This is a genomic window from Paenibacillus zeisoli (assembly GCF_003994465.1).
Lineage (GTDB): Bacteria > Bacillota > Bacilli > Paenibacillales > Paenibacillaceae > Fontibacillus > Fontibacillus zeisoli.
This window is the reverse complement of the sequence record NZ_RZNX01000003.1, coordinates 453431-466100: the sequence shown is the minus strand read 5'-3', so window position 1 is coordinate 466100 and position 12670 is coordinate 453431. Positions and strand designations below refer to the sequence as shown.

Annotated in this window: 10 protein-coding genes and 1 other RNA gene; 7 read left to right on the top strand and 4 right to left on the bottom strand. The window is 46.1% G+C overall.

The genetic code is table 11. The annotated features are described in order from the left end of the window. The first annotated feature begins 312 nt into the window (after nt 1–312). Nucleotides 313–677: a transfer-messenger RNA gene (gene ssrA, locus EJP77_RS11080) on the top strand. Between the two features lie 147 nt (nt 678–824). Here the strand turns inward: ssrA and EJP77_RS11075 are convergent. Continuing rightward, nucleotides 825–1718, bottom strand: coding sequence for a type II CAAX endopeptidase family protein (locus EJP77_RS11075; RefSeq protein WP_127199289.1), 894 nt, complete (start codon nt 1716–1718; stop codon nt 825–827). Between the two features lie 286 nt (nt 1719–2004). Here EJP77_RS11075 and EJP77_RS11070 point away from each other — a divergent pair, with 286 nt between their 5' ends. Both EJP77_RS11070 and EJP77_RS11065 read left to right on the top strand, forming a co-directional pair. Beyond that, nucleotides 2005–3345, top strand: a complete 1341-nt coding sequence (locus EJP77_RS11070) for an erythromycin esterase family protein (RefSeq protein ID WP_127199288.1) — start codon at nt 2005–2007, stop codon at nt 3343–3345. Nucleotides 3346–3455: 110 nt separating this feature from the next. Continuing rightward, the gene (locus EJP77_RS11065; RefSeq protein WP_127199287.1) at nt 3456–5297 is read left to right on the top strand and encodes a helix-turn-helix transcriptional regulator; all 1842 of its coding nucleotides are present in this window, start codon (nt 3456–3458) and stop codon (nt 5295–5297) included. A 105-nt stretch (nt 5298–5402) separates the two neighbouring features. Here EJP77_RS11065 and EJP77_RS11060 read toward each other — a convergent pair whose 3' ends face one another. Together EJP77_RS11060 and EJP77_RS11055 are read right to left on the bottom strand one after the other, a co-directional pair. Continuing rightward, complete coding sequence (locus EJP77_RS11060) at nt 5403–6032, bottom strand: YfbR-like 5'-deoxynucleotidase (protein WP_127199374.1); 630 nt, start codon at nt 6030–6032, stop codon at nt 5403–5405. Between the two features lie 92 nt (nt 6033–6124). Continuing rightward, nucleotides 6125–6712, bottom strand: coding sequence for a uracil-DNA glycosylase (locus tag EJP77_RS11055; RefSeq protein WP_127199286.1), 588 nt, complete (start codon nt 6710–6712; stop codon nt 6125–6127). A gap of 493 nt (nt 6713–7205) precedes the next feature. On the opposite strand from EJP77_RS11055, the gene EJP77_RS11040 reads away from it, so the two are divergent. Continuing rightward, nucleotides 7206–8522, top strand: a complete 1317-nt coding sequence (locus EJP77_RS11040; RefSeq protein ID WP_127199285.1) for a globin-coupled sensor protein — start codon at nt 7206–7208, stop codon at nt 8520–8522. A 238-nt stretch (nt 8523–8760) separates the two neighbouring features. After that, the gene (locus EJP77_RS11035; RefSeq protein WP_127199284.1) at nt 8761–9525 is read left to right on the top strand and encodes a prolipoprotein diacylglyceryl transferase; all 765 of its coding nucleotides are present in this window, start codon (nt 8761–8763) and stop codon (nt 9523–9525) included. Between the two features lie 124 nt (nt 9526–9649). Here the strand turns inward: EJP77_RS11035 and EJP77_RS11030 are convergent, their stop codons facing one another. After that, the gene (locus EJP77_RS11030) at nt 9650–10903 is read right to left on the bottom strand and encodes a hypothetical protein (protein ID WP_127199283.1); all 1254 of its coding nucleotides are present in this window, start codon (nt 10901–10903) and stop codon (nt 9650–9652) included. Between the two features lie 109 nt (nt 10904–11012). On the opposite strand from EJP77_RS11030, the gene EJP77_RS11025 reads away from it, so the two are divergent. Next, nucleotides 11013–11342: an ArsR/SmtB family transcription factor gene (locus EJP77_RS11025; RefSeq protein WP_127199282.1), complete on the top strand. Its 330-nt coding sequence runs from the start codon at nt 11013–11015 to the stop codon at nt 11340–11342. Nucleotides 11343–11360: 18 nt separating this feature from the next. Beyond that, the gene (locus tag EJP77_RS11020) at nt 11361–12653 is read left to right on the top strand and encodes an arsenic transporter (RefSeq protein WP_127199281.1); all 1293 of its coding nucleotides are present in this window, start codon (nt 11361–11363) and stop codon (nt 12651–12653) included. The last annotated feature ends 17 nt before the right edge of the window (nt 12654–12670 follow it).

Sequence of the window (12670 nt, the reverse complement as noted above, 5' to 3'; positions counted from 1 at the left end):
GACTCCTGTGCCACGCCGTTTCTGGGACTCTCTGTGGATCAGATTACGTTAGCTAGAACGTAGTTCCAGCTGTACAATCTGGCATAATAGCCCCTTAGCAGGTGGATGAATTGCCGGGATTTGACTTCGCTTGGTGAAGCTGCACGCTTTTCCAACAAGTCCATAAGCAATTCAGAATGAAGTTATGCTATACTAATTCATGTAACACAGGATTACAGCACTTGTGCTTGCTAATCCGTTAATCCATTTGGATTGAGTCTAAGGCTGCTTTAGCAGAGTTGGTTCATTCCAAGCAAACCCTTTTCTTATTGAGGGGGCGTTTATGGATTCGACGGGGGTAGATCGAGCATGGGTAGCGGGTAGTGGGGACGCGTCCACTTCATCAACGCTAAAGCCAATTAAACGGCAAACAAACAACTAACTACGCTGTAGCAGCTTAATAACCTGCTCACGTGCTCCTCTCCTGCATCGCCCATGTGCCGGATGTAGGGGCTAACTCTTAGTGGGATACGCTGTCACATCTCCGCCTGGGGTGTGCTGAAGAAGACAATCAGGCTGACCCAACGTATAGCCGGTTACAGGGCGATACTCGGGTGACATCAAAACTGTGACTACACCCGTAGAAGCTTATGTGGCGTTGCCTTCGGACAGGGGTTCGACTCCCCTCGCCTCCATTACAAAAACCCGCTCAGTGAGCGGGTTTTTTGCTGTTTATTGGACTATTTGCAGACGGCTGGTAGACGAAAGGATTTTTAACATTATTTAGAGAAGTGCTGTAGACGATATAGCATTAGACCAGGTAAACAATCTCATTGAGGGGTAAATCAATTATTTAATGGTTTATGCCCGCGCATCGTTGCTCGGGAAGTAATGATTGCAATAATCAAGATAATCAGAGCGGTAATCAGGCCGGATTCTCCGATCCAAATCTCAGATTGATATCCTGTAGTTGCACGTGTGAAAGGCCCTTGAATAGTGGCATTCCATGTGGCATGAATGATGACTGAAGGCCAGACGCTGCCTGTGATTAATCGCAAACGGGCGGTAATAAAGCTGAATGGCACGATACATAGGTAGATGCCAAGCACGGAAAGAATGATAGACGATCCTGCGGCGTATAGACCGACAATCACGATTAGAACGTGCCACGTTGCCCAGATTAATCCGCTAATAAGAATGGGGCGCTTAACTTTGGCCTCGACCAACCGTGTGAGCATATAACCTCTCCAGCCGAGTTCTTCCCCCATAACCGGGATCAAGTTGATCATGCTTCCTAAGATTCCAGTCACAACGACTATTAAAACGAAGTGCAGCGGTGTCGGTAGATACTGCAGTCCAAGTAAATGATAGACCGGTTCTAACGTACCCCCTTGAGGAAGTTGAAACACAGCCAGTCCGCTAAGCCAGGCAATGGAGTAAGTGATCCCACAGATGACCATAGGCAATAGCAGGGCTAATCCAATGCCTTTCCATATTTTCGTATGGTTAATACTGAATGATACGTCTTTAATTCCCTCACGCAGTAGGATGCGCGCTAGAATGGAAGACAGTGCGGGTGTAAACATGTACACCACGATAAGCGGGATGCTTTTAGTCATGATTACTAATATATTCAGGATAATACTAATGATGAATAAGATGCCTAGGTAGAGCCGAAGTCCTGTTCTGGCACGCTGGACTCGATCCTCGGTTCGTGGTGTTGATGTGTTCGATCTCATTAAAAATTCTTCCTTTCTAATGAATTAGTTAGCAGGTCGAAGCGATTGATATCTCCCCTTCTCTGTTATCGATTCGATGAAACCATTATCATTTAAGGGTTGTCATCTCCGATAGTGAGGAAATGTAATTCAATTCTCGTGATGCATGTCAAAAAAATTCATGACAGTTTGTTACTATGAAAAGTGATGGTGCATAAGTGACTATCGGATTATAGCAATTGATGCATGGGGTTAGCTTGCAGATCAATCTTGCTTAAATAATTCGGGTGGGGTGGAAACGATGAAGATGAATAAGAAAAAGATGTACAGTGGAATGGTTGCCTTGGTTAGTGCAGCCATGCTAACAGCAGGATGCGCCGGGGACAAGGGAGCTCGACCAGTAGAAGTCGTCCAATCAGCACAACCGGTCGAGAATAATATCGTCAAATCGATTGAATCACAGGTAAAGCCGTTGAAGACGATAGACCCGACACAACCATTCGATGATCTAAAGCCGTTTAAGAACATGATTGGGAGTGCCCATTACGTGGGATTGGGGGAGAATACGCACGGAAGCTCCGAAATCTTCACCATGAAATTTCGCCTTGTGAAATATATGGTCACCCAGATGGGCTTTACGAATTTCGGAATAGAATTGGATTGGGGAGACGGTTTAAAGCTGAATGAATACATCCAAACAGGAAAAGGAAATCCGAGAAAATTTCTGAAACTCTTGTATCCGAATGAGGAAATTATAGCCATGCTAAATTGGATGAAGGATTATAATGCTGATCCATTAAACAAGAAGAAGATCCAATTTATCGGGCTTGACTTGAGGGGGATGGATCAGAATACCTATAATCAAGTGTTAGATTATGTGAAGAAGCATCAGCCTGATGCACTGGCAGAAGTGGAGAAAAATTATAAAGATATGCCGGCTGTCACTGGAAGCTTGCTTGATTATATGAAGCTGACTCCAGAAGCGAAAGAAAAGTTCAAGTCCAACGCTGAGAACGTGGTCCGATTGCTCGATGGCAAGACCAAACAGGCAAATACAGAGAAAGATTCATCTGAGTTGGTCTGGGCGAAAGCAACAGCGAAGGCGATAGAGAACTTCACAACCATGTTGGTGCCTAGTGACTATCCAAGTATGTTGAAGCTGCATGAACAATTTATGGCCGATCATTTAATATGGGTCCAGGAGGTATTAGGCGGTAAATCGATATTATGGGCACACAATATCCACGTAGCCAAAGGCATTATCGATAAAAATCTCTACCCTGATGGATCAGGAAAATTTTTGAAGGGACGTTTAGGTGATGATTATGTCGTCGTTGGCAGCACCACGACGGAGGGCCAGTTTACCTTATTCAGTGATGTCGCTTCGGGCAAGATTAAGGCAGAAACGATTCCACAGAATGTGAACAGTATCAATGATACGCTTGGAAAAGTCCCATATGATATGTTCTTGTTGGATAATCGCCATCTTAAGGGACAGGCTGATCAATGGGTCAAAGAGAAGCAGCCGTTGCTGAGCCTTGGGGGACAACTTGTTCCGAACGAACCGGTTTACTTTGAAGCATCCCTGTTAGAGCAGTTCGACATTGTTTTCCATATTCGCACAACAAGCCCGTCCCATATGAAGTAAGAGCATGACGACAATCCCTTTCTTGGGCAACCGGGACAGGGATTGCTCTTCTTAAGGGAACAGGATATGGTATAATCTGACAACAATCAGGTGAAGGATTGAGGTAGTCTATGAAATCAATGATGATACGCTGGTCGTGGCCGGATTGGGTCGTATTTGGTATACGTATCGGATGGTGGATCACGCAAGTTATCGGTTTGTGCAGGAATTATACGAATGAATTGCCAATGCCTCTTTGGGCCTCTATTGCGCTTTCCTTTCTTCCTTTCTCTATACCGTTCTTGATTCAACAATTTAATCGGCGATGGTATTTGATCTCAGAGATTGTTTTATCGGGTGGCTTCGTTATTTTCTTAAACCTGTATTCTTTATCTAATGTATGGGGGTTTATCCCGATTGGCTTTGTTATCGGCTTATTAAGCATTAACAAGTCCTCTCGATGGACAGCGTTTTTGTCTATTGGGGTCGTACCGTTTATCGTCTGCACCGTAACCGGCAAGGATTGGACGGAAATCCTCTTTAATGTCATGTTGAACTACGGGATCGTTTTTACATTAGGCTATGCTTTTCAATTAGCTATTCTCGCTCATAACCAAGGCAGGATCATTCGGGAGCAAAATCGTATTCTGGGGCAACACGTGGTCCAAATCGAGCAGATGACGTTAATCGAAGAACGTAACCGGCTTTCGAAGGAGCTGCATGATACGATCGGCCATACACTGACTTCCATTATTATGGGGATGGAGTCGTTACGTCCAGCCGTCACTGGCGATCACTTGGTGCGATTGGACGCCCTCCTGGACTCTTCGCGCAATGGGCTTGATGAGGTTCGGAAACATCTGCATCAGATGTCGATGCCCAGCCTCCATGCGTCTTTTACCTCATCGCTGCAAAAGCTGGTGAACAAATTTCAGGATACAACGGGCATAGAAGTTAAGTTTCGTACAATGGGTGATGAGTATTCCGTGCCCAATCAAATTAAACTGGCGCTGTACCGCTGTCTTCAGGAAGCTTTAACGAATGCGGCGCGTCACGGACAAGCAACATTCATTCAGGTTCAACTACACTTCGAAAGTAAGCAATTGAGGATTCAAATTGAGGATAATGGAAAAGGCGCTGAACAGCTTCTACCAGGCTTCGGACTTTCTACAATGAAGGAGAGGATGTTAGAGCTGTCAGGCCAGATGTCTATCCATTCTGATCCTAATGAAGGGACTCTCGTCCTGTGTACCGTGCCAAGACATGAAAATTTGCAGAGCAAGATTCGGATTGTGCTCGTAGATGATCAACAGTTGATTGTAGACAGCCTTAAGATGATACTGGATGAACAAGAGGACTTGCAGATTGTAGGTACGGCGGAGAATGGGAAAGCCGCAATCGACTTGTGCGAACAAGTAGATCCGGATGTCATTTTAATGGATGTTCGTATGCCCGAAATGGATGGTATCAAAGCTTTGAAAGTGATAAAGGAAAAGTGGCCTGATCTTCGAGTTATTATGATGAGCACCTTCAGTGAGGTAGAACAAGCGGTGACTTCTCTTCAGAACGGAGCAGTCGGCTATTTGTTGAAGTCGATCCTGCCAAAAGAGTTAATAGAAACAATCCGGCTCATTCATATGGGGGGGACGTCTATTACACAAGAAATCGCGGAACAGGTGTTTGAGGAGATGAAGCAGCAAAGCCTGCGTCTAAAGGAGGGGGGAGGATCTGTAGGATCTAATCCGTACGGATTAACAAGACGCGAGTTGGACATATTGGAGCAGCTTTTTCAGGGACTCCGTTATAAAACTATTGCTGCCAACATGATCCTCTCGGAAGGTACGATTCGTAACTATGTATCGATCCTCTATTCAAAGCTTGGGGTCAATAACAGGGATGACGCTATAAACAAAGCGCAAGAGGAGGGACTGCTTGGCAAGGCAAGCGAGTTGAGTGGCAGGTATATTCGCTAACACCGTCATAAGCTGGGCATCAGAAAAGATCAATTAGAATATAGACGGGGTCAATAATCTGATCGTCGTCGCTCGTCTATTCATTCGACATTAAAGACAACGGAACTAGGAAGCTAACGCTTCATTCGTTATCTTTTCGATATCGATTGGAGATCTGGATCCTTCGCTGACTAAGTCGGGTAAAATATTTTGGAGAAAATACTCGACGCAATGAAGCTTGACCTGTTTTATTTTGATTAGGGCATTTCGGTACATGACGATGAACTCTTTCTCCGTATTCCCGCGCTGCAGCTCTGCGAAGGCTTCGTAGATTTGATCCATTTTATCGGCGACTTCTAATATTCTGCCTTCCACCGAATCATCCTTGCCTTCGCGCAGTTGTCTGCGGAAAATGTGCTTGAGGTCCTCAGGAATATTCTCTTCGATGAAGTGTTCGACCATACCTTCTTCTACTTTCTGCAGCATGGCTCGGAGTTCTAACGAATAGTGCTTAACGGGCGTTTTAATATCCCCGATAAAGATTTCGCCGTAATCGTGACTGCTCGTAATTTCATATAGCTTTTTCCAATCCACGGTGACTCCGTTGCTTTCTTCAATATCGGCCAACGTCTTCGCGTATTGGATGACCTTCCAAGAGTGAGCCGAAACGCTATGCTCCTGAAATTTGAATTTACCTGGGCAGCGAATGATTCTCTCTAAATCAGTTAGGGATTGAAAATACGTATGGATACCCATGCGGTGGATTCCTTTCTTCGAAAAAGAGATGATTTGTTGTGCTACATTCAGTATAAATTTGATTTGTAAATAGGCGATTAACAACTTCATATTTATATCCCAACCTGCCGAACCTCCTCCCACTTCGCCTTCAAAGCTTTCAAATCTTCTACGAAAAACCTAAGTAGGTTAGGCCGTCTCCTTACGGCAAGAGGGTGATAGGTAAAGCTGATGGGCGTATCCTGATACTCATACCAGCTGCCTCGTAACTCCTTTACACTGGCATTCTCTTTATCTGGGAATATGGATTCCGCTACGACATTACCAAATCCAAATAATACAAGCGGCTGCTTCTGAAGGAGCTGCATCTGCAGGTGAGGGAGACACGCCGTTCTAGCCTCGGGTTTATTGTAGGCACGCTTGGGTCTACATTTTAGCAAGTAGGTGACATAAATATCGTGGACATCTATCCCGGCTTCTCTCATACCGAATTGGAGTGTCTCCCTGGTGCCGCAGAGGAAGGGGTTCCCTGCTGGGTCCTCCCGGGCTCCGGGATTATCCAGGATCATCATCAGCGGGGCCTTTGGATTTCCCTCTCCCCAGATGACACGGCTGCGCTGCCTGGATAATTCGCAAATTTCACAGTGCTCTATACCATCAGGCGCTTGTTCTTCGGGTAAAATCACATAGGGATGATCCATTTTCTTATCAGCAGCTCCTTCCCCTTCACACATCATTGAATCTATTATGCCCATTCAATGCAAAAAACTTGCCCATAACAAAGTATAAGCGATGGAGAGAAAGGCCAACATAAAACCATCTGTTATACAAGGAGCTTGATACATGACGTATGGGGAAATCCTATTTCGTACGGCAGTGTCTTTCATTGTTCTGCTTGTTTTGACACGCCTGCTTGGTAAAAAACAGGTCGGGTCTCTGATATCTGGCTGGGCCAACAATTAAAGAAGGCGGGCATTCATGCCTTAGATCAAGTGTTCTACGCAGAGCTCCAATTAGACGGAAGTCTGTATATCGACATGTATGAGGATTCAATCCAATAAAATAGACTCTCCTATTCGTCTCTAAGCCGCAGGCCGTCCTTGGCCTTCGGCTATTTATAAATCTCTCAAAATACCGATATAAATGATATATACATAGGGCACGAAAATTACTGTAACCGAGGTGTAAGGCATCATGAAACTATTCGCAAAGAAAGAGAAGGCAGCATCCTCTAAAAAGGCAGCTTCCGTTAGGGAGGAAGCTCAGAAGCTTCAGGATCAGGTGAAGGTAGATATTCAAAGAGATCGCAATTTGAAGCAGCAGCTGGAGATCATCGGTTTCACGCAGGAGGACCTGGCGATTGCCAAGGCGCTGCAGCCGCATATTATAGCTAACATGGATAGAATATACACTCCTGTCTACAACAATCCTTTTCCGGGTACCAAAAAGGTGGTAGATATGACGGCTATAGGTATCGATATAAAGGGCAGTTATCAGCATTTAGCCAGCCTTTTTAGCGGAAATATTGATGACAGGTATGCCGAAATCAGGTACGGATTGAGTAAGTTCTATTTGAAATCTGGGGTTGAGGTAAGATGGTACCTTTGTGCGCTCCAGGCGATTACCGATAACGTCTTGGATGTCTTATCTGAGGTATACAAGGGCGATTATGAAAGTTATGTTCTTGCCTCCAAAGTGACCGGAAAGGTCTTTAACCTGGAGCACCAGCTAAGCCTATCCGCCATGCAGGAGCTGCAAAATGAGGCTATTGCCGCCAAGGAAATTCAAGCCAAGCAAAATGTTAAATCAACCATCGGAGGGATCACCGAGGAGTTGGCGGCAATGTCAGAAGAAGTGGGAGCTTCGGTGGCGGATACGGTAGTTCGTTCGGAGATGATCATGTCGGATCTGAATGAGGGACTGCAATCGTCCATTGTGACTTCGGAAGCCTCCGAAACGGGAAGAGAGCAGCTCGATAAAGTCATAGACCAAATGATCTCATTAAATGAGAGCGTCAGCCATATTAGCACTAACATCGTCTCGCTGGAGAAGAATTCACAGGAAATCGGTGATATCATGGCCGACATTACCTCAATTGCAGGACAAACCAATCTCCTGGCTTTAAATGCGGCAATTGAAGCAGCCAGAGCCGGAGAACATGGCAGGGGATTCTCTGTTGTAGCTTCCGAGGTCAGAAAATTGGCCGAGCAGACCAGCCTCTACTCGAACCATATTTCCGAGCTGGTTCTTTCAACTACTCATCAAATCGAGAATGTCGTAGAGCAGATCAACGAGATCCATTCCAAAACCGAGTCTGCTAACGAGAATGTGCAGGATACAGTAAAGAGCTTTGATGCGATCTTAGCCGCAAGCCTTACCAGTAAGGAACAGAATGAACGAAGCAACAAGGAGATGAGCAGCTTCGCGCTGACCTTAAAGGAAATCGGTGAAGCCGACATGAAGGTAGCGGAGCTTGCCGATGAATTGAATCGGACCATGCATGAGTTTTAATAGACAGAAAAGATACGTTTAAACAACAACCGCTTCTCGGTAATCAGCCGGGGAACGGTTGTTTTAGTAAAGTTACAATCTGCAAAGAGTAGACTTAGCCAGCGAGTTAGACAATTCCCATATTTGGGAAATAGTGATTGACACAGCAAGCAATTATCCTACAGAATACAGACAGAGCATCGCCCTGATAGGGACTTTTTGTGTGCGTAATAAATTATGATAGAAAGGGTGAAAGCGTATGCATAACGACCTGTTCACGATTGGGCCGCTTACGATTCATGGTTATGGCTTGATGATTGCACTGGGGATCGCCGCGGCATATGTGGTCTCCGTATATCGGGCCAAGCGCCAACATCTGGAGGGCGACCATATCGCGTCGTTGGTCATCTGGTGCCTGGTGGGCGGAATAGCAGGAGCCAAAATATTGTTTTGGATCACTCAGATAAGCAGCATCGTCAAGGACCCGGCAATTTTGCTGAACTTTACCGATGGCTTCGTCGTATATGGGGGGATTATCGGGGGCATCCTGGCCGGGTATCTGTACTGCCGCAAGGCTAAGCTGCATTTCATGCAGTACTTCGATCTGATCATTCCCTCGGTGGCGCTTGCGCAGGGATTCGGCCGAATCGGCTGCTTTCTTGCGGGCTGCTGTTATGGCCAGGAGACATCCGGTTGGTTCGGGGTCGTATTCCCGGAGAATTCATTTGCCCCGAGCGGTGTTCCTTTGATTCCCACCCAATTGATTTCAAGCGGGCTCGATTTTGTGCTCTTCTTCGTATTGGTACTCTTCTCCAGAGTGAAAAAGGTTCACGGGCAGGTCGCGGCGTTGTATCTGTTATTGTACAGCGCAGGGAGGTTCGTGCTTGAATTCTACAGAGGGGATATCATACGCGGCAATGTGGGCTTGCTGTCCACGTCCCAATTTATAGCCATGATCTTATTTGTGATCAGTATCGGGATGATGGTGACATCTTTAAAGAGACCGAAGCCGGAGGCGCTCTAAGCGTTCTCAAGAGGCTGATTGAAGAGTTAGAAGCCAACCTGGTGATCATAGGGGTTGGCTTTTTTTAATCCTAATGTGAGTTAATTCTTATGGGTATTCAATTCAGAGGTTCGGCGGGCAGGTCTTAGACGGTCTGCGCGATTTTATCCAAGACATCAAGTCCGGAACCAAATTTGCACATGGCATCACAATGACAGCGAAGCTCGGAAAAAAGAATATAGGAGATGGCCAGATTGGTTCCTTGTCTAAAGGCAGGTCGTAGCAATTGGGCACGAATTTCCTTCTCCCGCTTGTTTGGCGCGACCAGATAGAAGTGGACGGAGTTGTTATTCACAACCGACAGAGAGAGATCATGAAGACGAAGAATACCGGAATAAATGGACGTGCTTTTCTCGACTTCAAAGGCACTCACAATATGGCCAGACGAATCCAACCAAAGGACATCAATCAATGCGATAGTCTGAGCTGTTTGATGAGGGATTTCGGGTAAGTGGAGGCGAGGGACTGAGTGCTCACCAAGCTTCTTTCCCTTCCATTCCCGGTTATGGTCGTTCTGAGCAATCCAGACCTGATAACCAAGCGAAGTCCCGAGCCGGGCTAGTTCGGCCTGCATTTCGGTATGCTCGCTGCTCTCTGCAGAGTCCTCCATAATTTCCTTACGCCGTTTCAAGTTATTTTTATTTTGGCTTGTTATGATGTCTTGTAAAACTTTCTCCGCGTTTTCCTCTACCACATAACGTCCTGAACCTACTTCGAAGAGAAGGCCGGCAATAGCGCCTAAGTCCTTTGAAAATAGGGTACGATACTCGTTATTCACTTCTATAATCTTGTCTCGCATGTCCAGATAAGCCATCCAAGAGCCGAGCTTTATTTTCTGGTTGAATAGGAGATTAAAGCCGTTAACCATTGCGGTATTGAAAGGGGGGAAGAGAGTCGGATGCAGGAAATACAGGATGTTGGCCGCTGCAGGACCAAGGCCCTTAATTTGAAGCCGATCCAGCTTAATAATCTCTTCGACGACCTGCTCTTCTTGCTGTGAATGAAGACAAGCCTGCAGGAAGCGGCCAAAGGCCAATTGATTCTCATCGTTCTCGTAAATATCGGGGATACGCAGCTTAGGTTTCCAGTAAAAAGCGTGAGCAGCCCCATAGAAAATCTGTTTCTGCTCAGAAATTGCGGTTACTACGGTCTCCAACACGGAACCCTTAAAGTCATTCCCAAAGGTTCGGGTCTGAATGGCCTGGATAACATCTTGTACACCCGACTTAATCGTACGAAATGCTTTCAATCGCTCTTCGTTATGTAGGAACCATATTTGATACACGGATTCCGGGTCGTTACGGTACTGGTGTGCCAAACTTTGAAAGATTGCGTTCATAGGGGCCTCCATCTACAGAATAGCGTGGATAGTAAATAATCAATTGATTATATAATCAGATCATTATATAGTTATCGAGGGCATTCGCCCTGTGGAAAGGAGAGATTTAATGACCATTGAGATTGAGAGGATGGCTGATATCCTGAAGCTGCTTGGGGACCGAACCAGACTGACGATCATGACCTTGCTTCATGAAAGAGAACTGTGCGTATGTGAAATCGTAGATTTTCTTAAGACAAGTCAGCCTAATATTAGCCAGCATATGCGGAAGTTAAAGGCGGGAGGATTGGTTACAGAGGCAAAAAGAGGCCAGTGGGTATACTATTCCCTTAATACCCAGGATAAGCCTTACGTGGGTGAGATTCTGAGGCACGTCCCTTCCCAGCGGAAGGCGATTGAGCAGCAAACCATCTGTGAAGACAATAATTGCTGCATTTGATACATACAGGAGGTTCATATGGTTTACGCTGCTGTTCTTATATTTTTGATTACCCTTGTGTTCGTAATATGGCAGCCTAGAGGGCTTAACATTGGATGGTCTGCGCTTGGTGGAGCCGCTCTGGCCCTGATCTGCGGGGTAGTGACTTTCGGAGATGTGGCGGATGTCACCCGGATCGTGTGGAACGCGACGCTCACCTTTGTTGCTATTATTCTTATCTCGCTAATCTTAGAGGAGATCGGCTTCTTCGAATGGGCAGCTCTGCACATGGCTCGGGCAGCCAAAGGGAAGGGGATCAGGATGTTCATCTATGTTGTCCTTTTGGGCGCGCTGGTTGCTGCCTTATTCGCCAATGATGGAGCCGCCCTGATTCTAACCCCGATTGTTCTGGCTATGGTGCGGGCGCTTAAATTTGACAGCCGGATGGTCCTGCCTTTCATTATGGCATGCGGATTTATCGCAGATACGACCTCGCTGCCTTTCGTAGTGAGCAACCTGGTGAACATCGTGTCGGCGGATTACTTCAATATTGGATTTATGGAGTATACGGCTCGCATGTTTGTACCTAATCTTTTCTCGCTGGCGGCTAGTATTCTTGTACTTTATTTCGTGTTTCGCAAAAGTATTCCCAGAACCTACAACGTCGATGAGCTGAGAAAACCTCATGAAGCTATTAAGGACATGCGGATGTTTAAACTCTCCTGGGTCATTTTGGGTGTGCTATTAGCAGCCTATTTCTTAAGCGAGTTTATTGCTGTACCGGTGTCCCTATTTGCTGGAATCGCCGCGATCGCCTTTATCCTGGCAGCTAGGAGAAGTCCGGCAGTGGAACTTAAGACGGTGATCAAAGGCGCCCCGTGGAACGTTGTGGTTTTCTCGATTGGAATGTATGTCGTGGTGTACGGCCTGCGAAATGCGGGATTAACAGACCAGCTGGGAGATCTTATCGAGTGGGTTGCAGAGCAAGGTCTGTATGCTTCCACGATAGGAATGGGCTTCTTGGCCGCAGTCCTATCCTCAATTATGAACAATTTGCCTACGGTGATGATCGATGCCTTAGCGATCAAGGGAACGCAGACCGAAGGTGCAATTCGGGAGGCCCTTGTATATGCGAACGTTATTGGCTCCGATCTCGGCCCTAAGCTCACGCCCATTGGCTCCTTGGCGACCTTGTTATGGCTTCATGTTCTGTCTGGTAAAGGTGTTAAAATCACGTGGGGATATTATTTCAAAATTGGATTTGTGCTGACGATCCCAACGCTGTTCATTGCACTGACCGGGCTATACTTGTGGCTGCGGGTAATTTCATAAATATAATTTGGAAAGAG